This window comes from Blautia sp. 1001283B150304_161114_C9 (assembly GCF_015668165.1).
Lineage (GTDB): Bacteria > Bacillota > Clostridia > Lachnospirales > Lachnospiraceae > Blautia_A > Blautia_A wexlerae.
The window spans coordinates 49,911-69,174 of record NZ_JADPGO010000021.1 but is presented as its reverse complement, the minus strand read 5'-3'; the positions used below and the strand labels follow the sequence as shown (position 1 = coordinate 69,174).

Here is a 19,264-nt window from a genome sequence, read left to right as displayed (position 1 = left end):
ATATTCTGAAAGAAGGAAAAAGAATATATAAAAAATGTGCATAATAGCACAGAAAAGATCCGTAACCGGATAAAAAAGAACCGCGGGACACGCGGGGATAGCCTGTTTTAGCTTTGCCCTGAAGGGTAATCGAGCAGGAAGCCCCCACTTCAAAATCTGTGAGATTTAAGTGGCGGGAGCATGTCACGCGAAACACCGTCTTATTACAAAGAACTTACTGTAAATGCAGACGGCAGCTATTCTTTCTCAGTAATGAAAGGTGCCCAGACAAAGACCGTTGCCATTGATGCTGCATCTTGCGGAGAATACAAAGTAACCTGCAACGGTGTTAAGAAAGTATTTACAGTAAAAGTAAAATAAACGATAACAGGTAAATAATTCACACAATAAATGACCTCGGATTTTGCTCCGGGGTCATCTTAATGAGAAAAAAACAACATTAGCAGAATCTGTTATATATAGATTTTTGTATACGAAAATGATACACTTTTAAAGTTAGTTATGATTAAGTTTTGCTTCATTTAAAACCGATATCATATCCGGCAAAAATAAAATGAAGGAGAGGAAACAACGTGAATAATCAAAACTTTTATCTGCGTCTGATCGCACTTTTGCTGATTATCATGGCGGTATTTTTCTATAACGGAACAGTAAAGGATAAAGAACAGGCTCAGGATATTGCAGACCTGACTGCAAAAACAGAGAGTCTGGAGAAACAGCAGGAACAGCTCCTTACAGCATTAAAGGAAACTTATGAGGAACAGAAAACAGCAGCAGAAAGTAATGCTTCTTCTGATGCCTCTTCAGAAGCTGATAATAAATTCGAAAAGGATTCTGCAGAGGATAAAGAAAATACAGATCAGGCAGATTCTGAAGATGCCGATGATTCTGATAATGTATATAAGAACGGTACTTTTGAAGGTTCAGGAACCGGATACGGTGGAACCATCACAGTCCAGGTAACACTGGAAGACGATACTATTACAGCAGTCAGTGTAGTCAGTGCGCCGAGTGAGGACAGTGCTTATCTGTCACAGGGCGAGAATGTCATAAACAGCATCATCAGCGAGCAGAGCACAGATGTTGACACCATTTCCGGAGCAACTTTCAGTTCTACCGGTATCTTAGAAGCAGTAAATGACGCATTATCAAAGGCGGAAAACGCATGAAAAAGAAACAACGAAAGGTACGGCTGATCCGTGCCGCCATACAGCTTATATTTTTTATAGCAGCGCCCTCCCTTTTTTCTACGGCATTTGCAGGAATCAAAACTATCTTTCTTGCGATCGGAGGACAGCAGAGCGTAACCTGGAACTCTTTTCTGGATATTACGGCATTACTGTTGATCATTACTATTTTGTTCGGACGTCATTTCTGCGGTTATGCCTGTGCGTTTGGCTCGTTGGGAGATGCTCTGTATGAGCTTACCGCGTTTATCCGCGCGAAATGCTTTGGAAAAAAGAAAAAACATGGATATCCGGAAGAATGGGTGCACAGATTACAGAAAGTAAAATATGTACTCCTTGCATTCCTGCTTCTTTCCTGCATAACAGGATTCTATTCCAAATTACAGGGAATGAGTCCATGGGATGTATTCTCCATGCTTACAACAGGCAGACTGCCGAAATCTACCTACATTGTGGGAACAGTTCTGCTGATCCTGATTATGGTCGGAATGTGTACACAGGAGCGTTTCTTCTGCCAGTTTCTCTGTCCTATGGGAGCAGTATTTGCAATTATGCCAGTTATACCGGGAGCACTTTTCAAACGAAATCGTCAAAACTGTGCGCCAAAGTGCACTCTCTGTAAGAAGAGATGCCCGGCACACCTGGATATTGACGGTGATACTGCACATTCAGGGGAATGCATCTGCTGTCACGCCTGCACTGCAGTCTGCCCAAGGAAAAATATTCATACAGGCACTGTTATTGATAAAAATTAGCAACTGCTAACTTATTGAGAAAAAATGATTAGTAAGAACTAACTGTATTGGTAGACATACACTCCATACAGTGATATAGTCTATAGAGTTAGTTGACAACAACAATAAGAGGATAAGGAATCAGAAAATATATGACAAACAGACGCTCTTTTGTACTGGGACTTTTCATTACAGCCTCTCTTTTATGCACATCCCGGACTGCATGGGGAAACTCTGAAATAAACACATACACCAAAACAGACTTTGCTATGGACACCGTAGTATCAGAGACTCTTTACACAACAGGTGAGGATATCACAGCAGACGTGATCTCTGCATTAAAAGACGTGGAAGAGAACTGGATCTCCTGGACAAAAGAAAGTTCTCAGATATATCAGATCAATCAAAATGCCGGGAATACAACAACGGTATCTGATGAAACTGCCACCTGTTTAAAACAGGTACTGGATTTGTCGAAAGCTTCTGACGGAGCCATGGATCCTACCATGGGAAGAGTGATTCGCCTGTGGGACATTGACGGAGAGGACCCACACATTCCTTCAGATGATGAATTAAATTCCCTGCTTGAAAATGTAGGATATGACAAGGTGACTCTGGATGGAAATAAAGTTACCATGCCGGAGGAAGTAACCCTTGATCTGGGGGCTGCAGGTAAGGGAATCGGCTGCGATGCAGCAAAGAAAATTCTTGATGCAGATAAAAATGTATCCGGTATGATCCTGAATCTCGGCGGCAGCAGTGTCATGAGCTATGGAAGCAAACCTGACGGTTCTGCCTGGCAGGTAGCTGTCACTGATCCGCGGGATACAGAAGGTGATTACCTGGGAGTAGTTACTCTGAATGGTACTGAATTTTTATCTACTTCCGGAGATTACGAAAAATACTTTATAGAAGATGGTGTTCGATATCATCATATACTAGATCCTGCTACAGGATATCCTGCAAGAAGCGGTCTCACATCTGTGACGGTTGTGTGTGATGACGGCCTGAACGCAGACGGACTTTCCACTGCATGCTTTGTACTGGGAAAAGAAAAGGCAGAAGAACTTTTGAAGAAATACAATGCAGACGGACTGTTCGTAGATGATTCTGATCATGTCTGGATGACGGAAGGCATGAAAGAAAGATTTCAATTACTGAAAGATACTTATTCCATCGGTGAATAGGTTTATCTTATATAAAGATCTCTGAACTGTCAAAAATTTCAGTTTTCCGGACAGTTTGGAAATATATTTATTAACTCATATTCAGGAGGATTTAAAGGTATGCGCAAGGGAAATTTAATCAAAATGGCAGCTCCTGCAATTTTAAGTGCAGCAATGATGGTTTCAGGATTACCGGTTATGGCTGCGGATTTTACATCTGATACTGCTGTGGAGACTGAGGCACAGACAGATGAGTTTGATGCAGCAGATGACACCGCTGATGCTTTTGCAGGCGATGAGGAAACACCTTTTGTTGACGATCAGGCAGCAGCAGAAGATGAATTCGCTGCAACAGCAGAAACAGGCTACAAATATGTCTATGCAGGTCTGACATGGGCACAGTACTGGGCATCTGAGGGAGTTTATAATGCTGCAAACACAGCTTCCAATGGAACAAAAGACAGCCATGATGAACTTGACAAAGGCGGTTTCGACACAGTAACCAGAGCTACTGTAAACCATGGCCTGCACAGAGGAAGCTACCAATGTGAAGCAATCATGTATGACAAAAACGGCGATTCTTATGAGATTTCCTACTGGACCTCAGCTAATGATGCAGTTCTTACAGACGGAACAACTGTAAAGCTGAATCAGCCTGAAAGAGGACAGATTACAAAAGCTGATGGAAGTGTTGTAGAATTCGACCATTATAACGTAGTAGGCCTGAAATATGTACCTGTCGCAGTAAAAGCAGAAGACTATGAAGCTTTCAAATCCCAGTTCAAGGTTGTGGAAGACGGAAGCACAGTTGCCGGAGGATTTGGAGAAAACAATTTGCAGTCCTATAGTGCAGTTGCTGATGTTACCGCTGAAACAAACGGCTTAAAAGAAGCTGTAAAAGGTTCCGATGGAACATTCACATTCAAGGCCAGAACAAACGGTACAGGTTCCGGACTTAAAGATCAGGCACTCCAGACAGCAACCAATGTTACCGCAACAGTAAAAGAAGCAAGTGGAAGTTACGGCGAATTCTTAAGAGTAGATATTACAGGTGACGGATATGGTGCTCTTGGTGCTAAAATGTATGCTGTAAAATGGGATTACTACGGAAATGGTAATAAAGTTCTGGCATCTTACGGAACAAAATTTGCAGCAGATAACTGGATGCACAAGGCAATGGGAATCCAGCTTGGTCTGACAGATTCCTACCGCTGCCAGCTTCCAAAAGGAACAGATGGAACCGGCAAATGGAAAATCACCGTATATGCAATGGGATATGCAGATACTGTATTTGAAGTTAATGCAACAGATGCAAACATCGTAAAACCGGAAGCAGGAGAAGCAGATACAACAGCATTAAAAGCAGCAGTAGAAAAAGCAGAAGCCTTAAAAGAAGCAGATTACACAGCAGATTCCTGGAAGGCAATGCAGTTAGAGCTTCAGGAAGCAAAGGATCTTCTTGCAAAAGAAAAGCCAACTCAGGCAGAGGTTGATGAAGCTACAACTCATCTGAACGCAGCAGTAGAGGCTCTTGTTAAAGCAGATACGAAGGTAACAGTAACTCTCAACAAGAAAACAGCCATTGTTTACAAAGGAAAAACAACTACACTGAAGGCAACTGTAACAGGAGCAGATGCACCAAAAGTTACATTTACTTCCAGCAACCCAAAAGTTGCAGCCGTAAACAAAACAACCGGTAAAGTTACTGCAAAAGCAAAAGGTAGTGCAGTCATCACAGCTAAATGCGGAGATGTAAAGGTAACCTGCAAAGTAACAGTTAAAAATCCAACTCTTACACTGAACAAAACATCTGCATCTGTAAAAGTCGGTAAAACAACTAAGATCACAGCAAAAGCAGCTCCGTCAGGAAAAGTTACATACAAATCCGGCAACAAGAAAATTGCTACAGTATCATCCAATGGTACAATTAAGGGTATTAAAAAGGGTACTGCCAAAATCACAGTAACATGCAATGGTGTAACCAAAACAGTTAAAGTAACTGTAAAATAATCTGACCTGACTGAAGCCGGGCGGATATTTGCAATCGGATTCGCAGACAAGAGAAAAGAAATCCTGTATCCCACAGAAAGGGCAGGATTTCTTTTCAGCTGTAAACCTTTATACAGTTATTACAGTAATCACTTGAATATGATTACCTGAAACAAACTATTGAAGAAGGAGGAATCTATGGACAAAAATAATGAGCAGAAAAATAATAAGACTCCGGAAATGAAACCAAAACAGGACAGTTTCCGTCCATGGTTAAAGCTTATTCCTGCGGCAGCAGTTTTTGCTGCAGTCTGTGTAACCTGTTATCAGGCAAATAAAAGTCCTGTGGAAACTGCATCGGTTTCTGATAATAATATTATGTCTACCGGCGAGATTAAAGAATTGATTTCGCACGGAACTGCAGGTAAGGATTTTGATTCAGAGGACTCTTCTGAAACCAATGGAACCTCAATTTCAAAAACATCAAAAAAGACAAAGAAAACAAGTAAGATTAAAACAGGAACAAAGAAAAATTCATCTACAGGTTCCTCTGCAAATGGAGGTACAGCAGGGGGTGGTGCAGGAAGCACAGTCACACCGACTACAGAAGTTCCCGCCGGTGGATATACAGACGGTACCTATACAGGCTCCGGCACCGGTTTCGGAGGAACGATCACTGTTCAGGTAACTGTCACTGACCATAAAATTGCAGCTATCAATATTGTAGATGCATCAAATGAAACAGCCTCCTATTTTGCAAATGCACAGGGTGTGATCAGCAGAATTATTTCCAGCCAGTCTCCGAATGTAGATGCAGTTAGTGGTGCCACTTATTCTTCAAACGGAATTATTACTGCGGTTCAGAATGCATTGTCACAGGCAATTCCGTCAGGAAACCAGGCAGTTGTTACGCCAACTCCCACTCCATCACCGAAACCTACTAAGAAACCTTCTCCAACAAAGGAGCCGGGAGAAGAGCAGATTTACAAAGACGGAACCTATACAGGAACCGGAAAAGGATACAGTGGAACAATTACGCTGACAGCTAAGATTAAAAAAGGTGTAATCAAGTCTCTGGAAGCAGAGCATACAGATACCCCTGTGTTCTTTAAGAAAGCATGGGATATCCTGGAAAATGAAATCATTCAGAATCAGTCTGTCGATGGCATTGATACTGTCAGCGGTGCAACTTACTCTTCAAAGGGTATCATAAATGCAATGAAAGATATTCTGAAACAGGCAGAAAAAGGCACCACAAAAGTGACACCAACTCCAACACCAGAAGTAACAGTTACGCCAACTCCTGAGGCAACCCCGACACCGGAAGAAACTCCGACTCCGGAAGCTACTCCAACGCCAGAGGAAACACCAGCTCCCACACCAACACCGGAAGAGACTCCGGAGCCTACGCCGGAACCTACAGGACCATATATTGACGGAACTTATACAGGCTCAAGCTACGGATACAGTGGAAGAGTAAATGTAACCGTAACGATTCAGGGCGGTCAGATTGCTTCCATTGAACAGAGTAACAGTGATTCACCGGAGTACTTTGATTATGCATGGGAAACTATTTATCCGCAGATCATGGGAAATCAGTCAGCAGACGGAATTGATGCTGCAAGCGGCGCCACTTATTCCTCAGAGGGAATCCTTGGAGCAATTCAGAAAGCTCTTGTCCAGGCATTGGCATAAAATTATTGCAAGAGAAAAAATCATATGCTATAAGTTCTGTTAGCTTTTTTCTAACTTATAACATAAAAATGGAGGACAACAATATGATTAAAACAACTGTAAAAGTAGACGGTATGATGTGCGGAATGTGCGAATCTCACGTAAACGATGCAGTGAGAAAAGTCTTTCAGGTAGATAAAGTTACTTCTTCCCACAGCAAAGGGGAAACTGTGATCATTTCAGAGAAACCTGTAGACGAAGCAAAGCTAAAAACAGCCATCAGCGCAACAGGATATGAAGTAAAAGGTATCAGTTCACAACCTTATGAAAAAAAGAAAGGTTTGTTTTCATTTTTTCATAAATAATGAACATGTTCAGTAAATATCATTAAATCATAAACCTATTAAAAAACCAGGCAGAAACTTTGCAGATTATACTGCAGTTTTTGCCTGGCTTTCTCTGTGCCAACAAGTTGATTTCTCGACAAATCTCGAATAATGGCGTTAAAAAGTCTGAAAAATTCCAAAAAATCAGTTGCTTAATTTGTACAAAACATGGTAGACTATTTGTAGTTAAGAAGTGACAGAAATTTACAATTACTTAACCGAATCAGGTGAGACAAATGACTCTATCTGCCTGATTAATCAGGAGATGAAAGAATGAAAAGAAAAATAGAACTTGTCTGCTGGATTTTATTTACCTTATGTTCCGGTATTTGCTTCTTTATCAATTTTATGAGCAAACCTCCTGTAGACGATACACATAAATTTACCTTATATATGATCGGTGCTGCAACAGTATCTTTACTTTATCCGGGAACTATGTTTATCCTTGGACTGAGAAACAGTTATCTGTATGATAAATTAAACAAATTTGCTAAAGAAAAGGGCGAGACGGAAACTGTCAAATCTATACAGATTTCAAAACCATCCGTATCAGGATATACAGTCTCTGATATGAAAACCCTTGTCAGTGCTCTGATCTCTGATAAGAACCTTACAGAGGAAGAGAAAGAATTCTTATTAGAATACATTAAGAAGAAATGATGTGATGTTTTAAATGGAACTGTTAGTCTGTATGTCCATTTCAGGAAGTATTCCTGTTGTGATTTGTTTGCTTTTATATGTGATTCAGCGTGAAAATTATAATTACATTCTTGGAAGAAGATTACTACTGACAGGTGTGTTCTTTTATCTGGTACCTGTGCAGTTGGTTAAATATTTGCTTCCAAAAGATGCACTTCCAGAAACAATGTTAATTGGTAGAAAAGCTGATTCCTATCTGTCAGGTTCTCTGGCTTTCTGGAGTGAAAAGCAGGGTGAGTACATATGGATACCTCAATGGTTTAATCTATTTGCCAGAATCTGGTTAACAGGAATTATTATCTTTGCAATCTATGAGATTGTTAAATACTGGAGAGGTGCACATTCTATACGGAACTATATCTTTGAAAAGATTGAAAATCCAGAAGATAATCTCACCTATTATCTGATTCCAGATGAGATCTGTGGTCCATGTACCATTGGATTTTTCCGTCAGAAGATTGTGTTTCCAGAGAGTTTTCCTCTGCATCCTGATTTTATTATGGTATATAAGCATGAACATACACATTTGAAAAATCATGACAATTTAGTAAAACTTTTATGCCTTTTCGTTCTGTGTTTACATTGGATGAATCCGGTGGCATATCTTTTACTTTTCCTTTACATAGATACAGCAGAAATAGTCAGTGATAGTGCAGCCGTCGATGGCTGTACAAAAGAAAAACGTCATGACTATGCAAGTTTGCTGGTATTAGAAGCTTCAACTTCTGATATACGTCCAGCTGTGTGGAAAAATAACCTTTCCGGACATAAAAGCAATAAGGAAGGAAAGGATTTTAAAACATTAAAAAGGAGGATCAACTACATGATGAAGGAAAAGAGAAAAGGGATGTTACAGAGAGGAATTATGGTGGCAGTGTCGGCGTTGACAGTTGTGGCGAGTGCCGGGACGGTAATGGCGTATGCGCCTGCGCCATCATCTGATGAAAGCTTTGAAGAGTTTATGTCTGATGATTCATTAAATGATTTTGGAGATATTTATATGGATGATGAAACGATTGTAAATTCACTTGACTTTTCTCAATGCGACAGTATATTCATCGGAGCTGATGGTGTTCAAGTAATGTGTCAAGAAGATACAGATACTTATGCACTGTGTACACATAGTATGGTCGATGGCACTTTTTATTCTCATGCTAAGAATGCATCTGGAGGATGTACTGTTAAATTATATACATGCCAGAAATGTGAAAAATGTGGTTATCGAGCCAATGCTAAACTCTATAAAACTATTACATATGTAACATGCCCTCACTAATTAAATATTTGTTTGTATAGTATAAGAATCTTCAGATATTACGAAAAATTTTAGATATCTGAAGATTTTTTATTTTAATATCTTTTTCTATCCACAAACAAAAGATATTAAACGTAAATATAATTTCAAATTTTTCTGAAATACTTTCTCAATATCTTTCAAATTTTCCTCTTGCATTTTCACAAAAGTTAGAATATACTAACCAATAGAGTTAGATACAGTAAACTCTCGCGTGAATTAAATCATTTGAACTCCATCCGAAGACCTGCTGAAACCTTCGGAACACTGGATCAGATCTGTATTTGCTGAAATCACGGTTCTGCTGAAAAACCGTACCTCAGATATGATCCACTTGGTACATCCCAGTTGCGGTGTACCAGGGGTCCAAATGCAAAACCAGAAAGGGGATTTATCATGTACTTAGAAATTGAGAAAGTAATTGGAAGAGAAGTTCTGGATTCCAGAGGAAACCCGACAGTAGAAGCAGAAGTATATCTGATGGATGGCACTGTTGCAAGAGGAACTGCTCCAAGCGGTGCATCTACAGGAGAATTCGAAGCTCTGGAATTAAGAGATGAAGATAAAGCTCGTTACCTTGGAAAAGGTGTGCAGAAAGCAGTAGAGAACATCAACACAACAATCAACGAGGCAATCGAAGGTCTCGATGCAGGCGATATCTATGCAGTAGATGCAGCTATGATCGCAGCAGACGGAACAAAAGACAAATCCAAACTTGGAGCAAATGCAATCCTTGCAGTATCTATCGCATGCTGCAGAGCAGCGTCTGCCTCTCTTGAAATTCCGCTGTATCGTTTCTTGGGCGGAGTATCCGGAAACCGCCTCCCTGTACCAATGATGAACATCGTAAACGGCGGATGCCATGCATTATCATCCGGTCTTGATGTACAGGAATTTATGATCATGCCAGTTGGAGCACCTTCCTTCAAAGAATGCTTAAGATGGTGTGCAGAAGTCTTCCACGCACTTGCTTCTATCCTGAAAGAACGCGGACTTGCAACATCAGTAGGTGATGAAGGTGGTTTCGCACCTGCACTGAAATCTGATGAAGAAGCAATCGAAACAATTCTTGAAGCAGTTAAGAAAGCCGGATATGAACCAGGTAAAGACTTCAAGATTGCTATGGACGCAGCTTCCTCTGAATGGAAGAGCGAAAAAGGCAAAGGATACTACAAACTTCCAAAAGCAGGAACAGAGTATACATCCGAAGAGCTCATTGAGCACTGGGCTAAATTGTGCGAGAAATATCCGATCATCTCCATCGAAGACGGTCTGGATGAAGAAGACTGGGAAGGATGGCAGAAACTTACAGCAAGACTTGGCGACAAAGTACAGCTTGTCGGTGATGACCTGTTTGTTACAAATACAGAGAGACTTGCAAAAGGTATCAGCCTTGGCGCAGGTAATGCGATCCTGATTAAATTAAACCAGATCGGTTCCGTATCTGAAACACTGGAAGCAATTAAAATGGCTCACAAAGCAGGCTACACCGCAATTTCTTCTCATCGTTCCGGCGAGACAGCAGATACAACAATCGCAGACCTTGCAGTGGCACTGAACACCTGCCAGATTAAGACCGGAGCTCCAAGCAGATCCGAACGTGTTGCAAAATACAACCAGCTTCTCCGTATCGAAGAAGAACTCGGCGCAAGCGCAGTATATCCGGGAATGAAAGCTTTCAATGTGAAACAGGACTAAACAGAACTATGGCAATCCGCGTAAATAATACATACCATAAATAAAATAAACCTGTAAAATGCAAAATGCATTTCTCATCTGAATCGTTTAGTGAGAAATGCATTTTTGTATATGAGACTTTATTATATTCACTCATCCGTATCAATACTGCCTGTTTCTTCCGGTCTCTTCAGATATCCCCTTACAGCAGGCTCAATCGTTTGTTCCATAAGCCGGTGCAGCAGTTCTGTCGTAATATTATGATCTCCCAGAAGCGAATTATACAGGAAGTTTCCTGACAGTTCTTCAGTAATAGAACTCAGTCCTGCCAGAATCATTTTTTTGCCGGGTGTTTCGTTCCATCTGATTTCAATTCCATTATCTTCATGAAAGAAAATGTGCGCCTTTCGTTTCACACATTCTTCGATAAAAGTAACCTCCAGTTTTAACACAGGGATATCGTTTTCATCTCTTGCAAATTCTCCCAGTGTAGCTACAAGGTAATGTTCTCCATGAAGATCAACACATCCATCCGCAGCCCTTCCAAATCCAACAGGAAGTTTATGGATTACCTCACCTTCGGTAAAAGAAACGTAAAAGTTTCCCGCATCATAAGTAAAAGAAATTTCAGAAATACCATCTGTCATATTATTGTGGAATACCTGCACAAACAACGGCGCAATTCCAATATTCTGCTGTTCCATAACATAAGTTCTGCCGCTTACAGCCCGCATAAAACTGTGATGATCAGATGGGCGATTAACGGCTGCTGAAATACGGTAGCTGTACTTTTTATCTGAATGCTTCCTTCTGGAAACTACATTTCTTTTCCATCTCCCGCGCAGAGAAGTACTTCTGTTATTATTTTCTCCATTTTCCAGTTCTCCGCACAACCGTTTCAGAAGACTATAGGAGAGCGGATTCTCAGGTAGAACATCGGCGGGATGATAATTAACAGGGAAATATTTCCGAATGATATTCAGCATGATACAGTCCTGAAACATTTCTTTATTTCCAGCATTTGTGACAAGAACCATATCCATATCCGGATAAATAATAACATTCTGTCCCAACATTCCGTTATATTCAAAGCTTCCCGGGCGCTGTTCCATCCATAGCTGATATCCATATCCATAGGTGTCATTCTGAGTTTTCAGATGTCGTGCCGTAGATATTTCTATCCAATATTCAGACACCAGCTGCTGACCATTCCATTTTCCCCTCTGAAGATACAGCTGGCCAAGTTTTGCCATGTCTTCTGCACAGAGAAACAGTCCCCAGCCGCCTTTTGTAATTCCTTTCGGACAGGTTTCCCAGTAATATTTCGTGATACCAAGAGGATCAAACAGTCTCGGAGTCAGATATTCGGTCAGGGTTTCTCCTGTACGTTTCGTCACGATTGCAGAAAGAACATAAGTATTCAGACTGTTATATTGAAACTCTGTTCCGGGTTTTCCATTGACAGATGCATTCAGAAAACTTCCAAGCCAGTCATTTCCGGACACGATACCTGATTCATTAAAAGTTACGCCGCTTGTCATGGTCAGCAGATTCTCTACTGTGATCACAGGGCGGAAAATCTTTGAAAAGGCATTTATATGATCCGGAAAAATGTCATAAATATTTTCATCGAGTTTTAATTTTTCCTCTTCGATCAACATGCCGATTGCCATACCTGTGATGCTCTTGCACATGGAATGTGTAATATGCCACATTCCTTTAGGGTATGGTGCAAAATTACATTCACAGATTACCTTGCCATGACGCAGTGCCATAAAATGATGCATTTCTGTATCTTTGGAAGCATCCAGTTCCCGAAGAAGGGCAGCAAACAGATCAGAGGAGATTCCTTGACTCTCCGGTGTGGCACGTACAAATGCCTGCTCATAAACTGCATCAAACGGAAAATCCGGTTTCTGTGGGAAATAATCTACCCGTGTACCGCCTGTCTTTCCAAGGATCATATTTAAAACCAGTTCTGCAACCGCAATCTGTTCTTTTGCCATAGAGAATACCTCCTTTTTCGGATTTATTTTGATTATACAGACCTCATACAACAAATGCAAATTATATTTTTACGAGAAAGGATATTACCAGTGGACAGTAGCGCAGGATTCTCTTCCTGCGGGAAGCTCACTTTAGTGACATAATAAAACGGCTGCGGAATGAACCGCAGCCAGTAATAAGTTTCATCTGTTTACCTTTCGTCAAAAGCAACAAAATCTGTATGATGTCCTACATATTTGTAAGCAGGACGAATGATCTTATTTGCATTAATCAGTTCTTCCAGACGGTGAGCACTCCAGCCCGGCATACGTGCAATAGCAAAGATCGGAGTAAATAATTCTTCCGGAATACCAAGCATGCTGTATACAAATCCACTGTAGAAGTCCACATTTGCGCAGACATTCTTAAACAGTTTTCTATGTTCCATAATCAGTTTGCCGGCAATATTTTCTACTCTGTTATAAAGCTCGAATTCCTCTGTCATTCCCTTTTCCTCAGCAAGTGCCTGGGCAAAGCGTTTCAGAATCACTTCTCGAGGATCGGAAAGTGTATAGACTGCATGCCCCATACCATAGATCAGCCCTGCATGGTCAAATGCTTCTTTATTCAGAACCTTCTTGAGGTAAGTTATGATTTCATCTTCGTTATCCCAGTGATCTTGATCTACATGAGACTTCAGATCAGCAAACATATTCTGAACTTTCAGGTTTGCTCCACCATGACGAGGTCCCTTCAGAGATCCGATGGATGCAGCAGTAGAAGAGTAGGTATCTGTTCCTGAAGAAGTTACCACATGAGTGGTGAAAGTGGAGTTATTACCGCCACCATGCTCAGCATGCAGAATCAGTGCAATATCCAGAACTTTTGCTTCCAGTTCTGTGTATTTTCCATCCGGGCGAAGCATAAGAAGAATGTTCTCGGCAAGAGAAAGCCCCTTCTGCGGATTACGGATAAATAAGGTATCATCCTTTCTGAAATGGCGATATGCATGGTAAGAATATACGGCAATTTCAGGAAGCTTTGCAATCAGTTCCAGAGACTGACGAAGTACATTTTCAGGAGAAATATCTTCCGGATTGTCATCATATGTATAGAGAGCCAGAACACAACGCTGCATGGCATTCATAATATTGGCATTGGTTCCCTTCATAACAACATCGCGGACAAAACGACCGCCAAGCTCCTCCATATCAGACATCATATCCAGAAATCTGGAAAGTTCTTCCTTATCAGGGAGCTTACCGAAGATCAGAAGATAAATTGTTTCTTCAAATCCAAAACGTCTTCCGTTCAGACCACTGATGATATCCTGTACATTGATTCCCTGATAGTATAAACGTCCATCAGCCGGAATCTGTCTGCCGTTGATCAGATTATAACCATTAACATCAGAAATCTCTGTAAGACCGGTCAGGACACCTTTACCTGCGGAGTCACGAAGACCTCTTTTTACATTATATTCTACATACAGATTTGGATCGATATGATGATTCTTGAGCAGTTCCTGTTCAAAGAATCTCATTTTGTCACGAAGCTGTCCGGAATCTTCCAGACTCATCATTTCATGTTTTTCCATAATATCATTCCTCATTTCCCCGTTATTTATCTACAGCAATACTCGCAAATTCACTTATAGCAATACTCGTAAATAATGCATATTATAGTGAATTTTATTAAAAAACACTGATACAGTGAATTGCAGATGCATCCTTGCGATCAGTGTTTTACTATGGCGAACATTTGTATTTGTACCTATTTAAACATTGTACAGTAAAGTGATGGGAAAGGCAAGATAAAGATTGTATTTTTTTTCATACAATCATATTAAAGTGATAACGCTTTAAAATTATACAGAAGGAAAATTATGAAAAATATAACACAAAATCATGGAACGTGCTATAATAGCCAACAGAAAGCATGATAAAGGGGAAGTGAGAAAAGAAATGTCAGAAAGAAAAATGAAACGAGTTGAGGACTCCTTAACAGAGCAGTCTCATTTATTAATGCCAAAGTGTCTGAATGCCGCAGGTTATCTGTTTGGCGGACAGCTGCTTGCATGGATTGATGAAACAGCAGGTATTGTTGCCAAGCGTCATGCGGAAATGAATGTGGTAACTGTTGCAGTAGACAATATGTATTTCAAAGCCGGAGCCAGAGTGAACGATACCATCGTTCTCATCGGACGGCTTACACATGTGGGACGTTCTTCTATGGAAGTACGTATTGATACTTACTGTGAAGCCCTTGATGGAACCAGAACCATGATCAACCGCGCATATTTTATTATGGTTGGAACAGATGAACATCAGCATCCTGTGGAAGTACCGGGACTTATCATTGAGGGAGTTACTCAGCAGATAGAGAATGAAGCTGCACAGAAACGTGCAAAACTCTGGAAAGTACGCAGACAGGAAGGATTTTAACAAAACAGCCGCAAATGCGGCTGTTTTTGTTTATCAGTAACATTTACTGCAAGGTCCGTATCCCATAGCCTCGGCTTCTGATTTGGATACCTGTCTGGCTGTATCCGGGTTCATTCTTCCACAGTTGGGAATGCTGTGATATTTTTCGCCGGTTGCAGGGATCCATACCATTGTTCCTAGATCTGCATTGTTGGATTCTTCCTGTTCAGGTACCGGATCAGAAGTGGTAGTTTCTTCTTGCCAGGAGTTTCCACCAGTGCCACCTGCAGAAGCATTTACAGAGGAGTCTCCGGAAGAATAATCATTGCATGGCTCCTGTGACCAGGAAATATTTGTTCCATCGGAGACTGCAATGATCGTACCCTGTTTATCTGTTCGGAATACAGGGATTCCCATATCTGATAAACGTCCCATTGTATCTGCTGACGGATGATTATACTGATTATTGATTCCGCAGCTTATGACTGCGTAAGATGGAGAAGTCGCCTCAAGGAAATCCCAGGTAGTTGAACTTGCAGACCCATGATGACCAACAGAAAGAACATCGCAGTCAAGGTTCATACCAGTACTGATCATATCCTGTTCACTGGTTTCCTCTGCATCTCCGGTAAAAATAAAGCTATTTGAACCATTTTCAAGTTTGATTACAAGAGAGTTATCATTACTGTTCTGGCTGATACCATTCGGTGCAAGAACAGTGAAACTTCCGGTGCCAAAATCAAATGTTTCACCTACAGAAGGATACTGTACGATAATTGCATTTGCAGTGGCAGTATTCATAAAATTATTGAATAAATTTGAAGTATGTACATAGTCTGGCCCGAATATATTACTTACAGAGAAATTGTCTATACATGGAACAAGACCGCCGATATGATCTTCATCATAGTGAGAAGCGATCATATAGTCAATGTTTTCCACATTCTGTTCCTGTAAGTAGGAGATGATCAGATCAGCATGGCTCTGATCCCCGCCATCGTACAAAAGATTTTGTCCTCCGGACTGTACTAAGATGGCATTTCCCTGTCCAACGTCAATAAAATGAACTGCCATCTCACTGTTGCCTTCAGCTTTTACCGTCAGTGCTGATTGCGGAACTAAGGTAAACAGCAGAAGGAACAGAGATAGAATTAGTGATAGTAACCTGTTTTGTTTCTTCATAAAAAGCCTCCTGAATGTTAATAACAGTTTGATTATACCATTTATTGAGAAACAAAAACATAATTATAGTAATTTCGTAAAATAATACAAATAATCCAGTCTATCTTGAAGCGGGTTGAAAAATGCTTTAGCGTGAAGTCCTGCGTCAGATTGATTAATACTCTATCTGCTGAACTTCTTCTCCGTTATCTTCCCATGTGTCAGAGCTATCCAGAGAACCATCTGTCTCGTCACCGGAATTGTCGTCACTGGGATAATCAATCTGATCGGAAGAATCATTCCCTGTATCGTCAGACGATGTCTGATCACTGCTTCCATCATCAGAAGATCCATCTCCTGTATCTGTATTATCATTCTCCTGCCCTGTATCATCCAGAGAACCGTCCTGCGTCGTATCAGTATTGTAAGAAGAGTCATCGTAAGAAGTATCATTATAACTGTTGTCATAATCAGAATCATCATAGTTACTTTCCTGAGTGTAAATGGTAAATCCATCCTCCTCAGCCTGAGCTTCTGCCTGTGCCTGAGCCTCAGCAGCAGTTTCCGGAGCTTCCGTAAAGTTTGTAACAGCTTTTGACACTGTATTACCGGTAGGTGCCACAGCAGAAACCGCAAACATCGCGCCACAAAGCAGGATTGCAGTTCCGGCAATCTGAATTTCATCTATATGTCTCATAGTTTATATTCTCCTTGCTTATCTATGTTTGTTTCTTTCTATTTCTATGCATATCCAGATTATTTACAGCAATATTATATACCTTAAGTAGATTTTTTTGTAGAGTAAATTTTAAGTTACTGTTCATACATCACTATCCCGCGAGGTGTTTTGGCATGAATATGCCAAAATTCTGAGATATACAAGCCAAAATTGAAAAAAAACTGGATTCTGTCTGAAAAATCTGTTATTATAAGAATCGTATGAATATAATTTCAACTTTAATACAGTTTATCTAATTATTTTCTTTCCTGTATGATATCAGGGTAAAAAAATCCCCATAAAATTGAAATTATAAATTTAAAAACAGAGGTGTCATTTATGAGCTGGTATAATGAGGCAATTTTCTATCACATCTATCCACTGGGTTTAACCGGTGCGCCGAAGCACAATGACTACAGTGCTCCTGTTTCCCGTCTGAACACATTACTTCCATGGATTGACCACATCAGAGAAATCGGATGTACAGCATTATATATCGGACCTTTATTCGAGAGTGTAGGACATGGCTATGAAACCACAGATTACAAAAAGCTGGATTCCCGTCTCGGAACCAACGAAGACCTTAAAAACTTCGTGGCAGCCTGTCATGAAAAAGAGATCAAAGTTATTTTCGATGGTGTATTCAATCACACAGGCCGTGATTTCTTTGCATTTAAAGATATTCAGCAAAACCGCGAACATTCCAGATATCTCAACTGGTACTGCAATGTGAACTTCGGAGGGAATACGGAATACAATGACGGCTTCTCCTATGAAAACTGGGGTGGATACAACCTTCTGGTAAAATTAAACCAAAGAAACCCGGAAGTACAAAATTACATCTGTGATGTGATCCGTTTCTGGGTAGCAGAATTTGATGTAGATGGAATCCGTCTGGATGCGGCAGATGTCCTTGATTTTGATTTCATGCGTGCCCTGCGCCGTACAGCAGCAGAAGTAAAGGAAGATTTCTGGCTTATGGGCGAAGTGATCCATGGCGATTACAGCAGATGGGTAAATGGAGAAACGCTCCACAGTGTAACAAACTATGCCCTGCATAAAGCACTCTACAGCGGACATAACGATCATAACTATTTCGAGATCGCACATACTGTAAAATATCTCCAGAATATGGGAAATCTTGATCTCTATAACTTTGTGGACAACCATGATGTAGAACGTATTTATACCAAGCTTTCAAATAAAGCACATTTTGCACCTGTTCATGTCTTACTCTATACACTTCCGGGTGTACCAAGTATCTATTACGGTTCTGAGTTCGGTATTGAAGGAAAGAAAGAGAAATTCTCCGATGACAGCCTCAGACCGGCTCTGGATATCAAAGACTATGCAGATGCAGTACAGAAGAATCCATGTACAGCCCTGATCGCAGCTCTTGGAAAGATACGACAGCATACACCTGCATTAAGCTACGGAAGCTACGCTGAACTTCAGCTTACCAACCGCCAGTTTGCATTTGCCCGTGACCTTGACGGAATACGTGTGATCGTTACCGTAAATAACGATGATAATGCAGCAGATATGAGCCTTCCGGCAGGAAACGGCGCAGAATATATCGGAACCCTCACAGGCCGTAAAGTACCTGTTCAGGGTGGACGTATCAATGTAACAGTAGCCGCAAACAGCGGTGAAATCTGGGTTCCGGCGGGTGAAATGCCAGAATATATACCAGTAAAAACAGAAACTGCAGATATCGAAAAAGTACAGGAAGAAACAGAAGAAACAACTTCCACACAGACTGAGTCTCCTGCACAGAAAACAATAACCGCAGCAGAAGAAACCGCAGCAGCAAAAGCAGAAGATATTCAGCCCGAAAAAACTTCCGATACTTCAGCCACATCAGCAGAAAACAGTTTTCCGGAAAATACGGAAGCCGCTGCTGAAAAGGAAAAGACAGTAATTGTAGATATGAATAAATCCCCGGAAGACATGACTGTAGATGAATTACAGCAGGCAATCCTTGCCAAAATGGCAGGTAACGGCCTTGTTACAGACCAGATGAAGAAAACAGTATATGATAATATCTGGTATGACTCTCTGGTAAACTGGCTCAAGAGCTTCCACTGATCAGATTATCGTCAGTATTTTTCATCTTTTCTTTCATTAATAAAAGAGGAAATTTCCATGTGACAATTTTTTTGCCGTTGAC

Annotated in this window: 16 protein-coding genes; 12 read left to right on the top strand and 4 right to left on the bottom strand. The window is 40.8% G+C overall.

Features of this window, described 5'->3' with window-relative positions:
* The first annotated feature begins 180 nt into the window (after window positions 1–180).
* From I4V44_RS11685 to eno, 10 genes are all read left to right on the top strand, one after another.
* A complete protein-coding gene (locus tag I4V44_RS11685; RefSeq protein ID WP_118587669.1) occupies window positions 181–360 on the top strand; it encodes a hypothetical protein in 180 nt (59 codons plus the stop codon).
* A gap of 212 nt (window positions 361–572) precedes the next feature.
* On the top strand, window positions 573–1,169 hold the full coding sequence (locus tag I4V44_RS11680; protein WP_118759416.1) for an FMN-binding protein: 597 nt from the start codon (window positions 573–575) through the stop codon (window positions 1,167–1,169).
* A complete protein-coding gene (locus I4V44_RS11675; RefSeq protein ID WP_196002750.1) occupies window positions 1,166–1,942 on the top strand; it encodes a 4Fe-4S binding protein in 777 nt (258 codons plus the stop codon). Before I4V44_RS11680 ends, I4V44_RS11675 begins: the two co-directional genes overlap by 4 nt.
* 131 nt (window positions 1,943–2,073) lie before the next feature.
* The gene (locus I4V44_RS11670) at window positions 2,074–3,108 is read left to right on the top strand and encodes an FAD:protein FMN transferase (protein ID WP_196002749.1); all 1,035 of its coding nucleotides are present in this window, start codon (window positions 2,074–2,076) and stop codon (window positions 3,106–3,108) included.
* A gap of 99 nt (window positions 3,109–3,207) precedes the next feature.
* Window positions 3,208–5,097, top strand: a complete 1,890-nt coding sequence (locus tag I4V44_RS11665; protein ID WP_196002748.1) for a penicillin-binding Tp47 domain C-containing protein — start codon at window positions 3,208–3,210, stop codon at window positions 5,095–5,097.
* 177 nt (window positions 5,098–5,274) lie between these two features.
* Entirely contained in the window at window positions 5,275–6,771 is a 1,497-nt protein-coding gene (locus I4V44_RS11660) for an FMN-binding protein (RefSeq protein ID WP_196002747.1), read from the top strand.
* 83 nt (window positions 6,772–6,854) lie between these two features.
* On the top strand, window positions 6,855–7,115 hold the full coding sequence (locus I4V44_RS11655) for a heavy-metal-associated domain-containing protein (RefSeq protein ID WP_022380708.1): 261 nt from the start codon (window positions 6,855–6,857) through the stop codon (window positions 7,113–7,115).
* Window positions 7,116–7,409: 294 nt separating this feature from the next.
* Entirely contained in the window at window positions 7,410–7,796 is a 387-nt protein-coding gene (locus I4V44_RS11650; RefSeq protein ID WP_196002746.1) for a hypothetical protein, read from the top strand.
* Window positions 7,797–7,809: 13 nt separating this feature from the next.
* Window positions 7,810–9,111 (top strand): M56 family metallopeptidase, encoded by a 1,302-nt coding sequence (locus I4V44_RS11645; protein WP_196002745.1) that lies wholly within the window; start codon window positions 7,810–7,812, stop codon window positions 9,109–9,111.
* Window positions 9,112–9,522: 411 nt separating this feature from the next.
* Window positions 9,523–10,827, top strand: a complete 1,305-nt coding sequence (gene eno, locus I4V44_RS11640) for a phosphopyruvate hydratase (protein WP_420314624.1) — start codon at window positions 9,523–9,525, stop codon at window positions 10,825–10,827.
* A 128-nt stretch (window positions 10,828–10,955) separates the two neighbouring features.
* Here the strand turns inward: eno and I4V44_RS11635 are convergent, their stop codons facing one another.
* Window positions 10,956–12,812: a serine hydrolase domain-containing protein gene (locus I4V44_RS11635; protein WP_196002743.1), complete on the bottom strand. Its 1,857-nt coding sequence runs from the start codon at window positions 12,810–12,812 to the stop codon at window positions 10,956–10,958.
* A gap of 191 nt (window positions 12,813–13,003) precedes the next feature.
* Entirely contained in the window at window positions 13,004–14,389 is a 1,386-nt protein-coding gene (locus tag I4V44_RS11630; RefSeq protein ID WP_022381230.1) for a citrate/2-methylcitrate synthase, read from the bottom strand.
* Between the two features lie 367 nt (window positions 14,390–14,756).
* Here I4V44_RS11630 and I4V44_RS11625 point away from each other — a divergent pair, with 367 nt between their 5' ends.
* The gene (locus I4V44_RS11625; RefSeq protein ID WP_025577026.1) at window positions 14,757–15,236 is read left to right on the top strand and encodes an acyl-CoA thioesterase; all 480 of its coding nucleotides are present in this window, start codon (window positions 14,757–14,759) and stop codon (window positions 15,234–15,236) included.
* A gap of 33 nt (window positions 15,237–15,269) precedes the next feature.
* Here I4V44_RS11625 and I4V44_RS11620 read toward each other — a convergent pair whose 3' ends face one another.
* Together I4V44_RS11620 and I4V44_RS11615 are read right to left on the bottom strand one after the other, a co-directional pair.
* On the bottom strand, window positions 15,270–16,397 hold the full coding sequence (locus I4V44_RS11620; RefSeq protein ID WP_196002742.1) for a ComEC/Rec2 family competence protein: 1,128 nt from the start codon (window positions 16,395–16,397) through the stop codon (window positions 15,270–15,272).
* Window positions 16,398–16,551: 154 nt separating this feature from the next.
* The gene (locus tag I4V44_RS11615; protein WP_196002741.1) at window positions 16,552–17,073 is read right to left on the bottom strand and encodes a hypothetical protein; all 522 of its coding nucleotides are present in this window, start codon (window positions 17,071–17,073) and stop codon (window positions 16,552–16,554) included.
* Between the two features lie 360 nt (window positions 17,074–17,433).
* On the opposite strand from I4V44_RS11615, the gene I4V44_RS11610 reads away from it, so the two are divergent.
* Window positions 17,434–19,182, top strand: coding sequence for an alpha-amylase family glycosyl hydrolase (locus tag I4V44_RS11610; RefSeq protein ID WP_196002740.1), 1,749 nt, complete (start codon window positions 17,434–17,436; stop codon window positions 19,180–19,182).
* Window positions 19,183–19,264 lie beyond the last annotated feature (82 nt).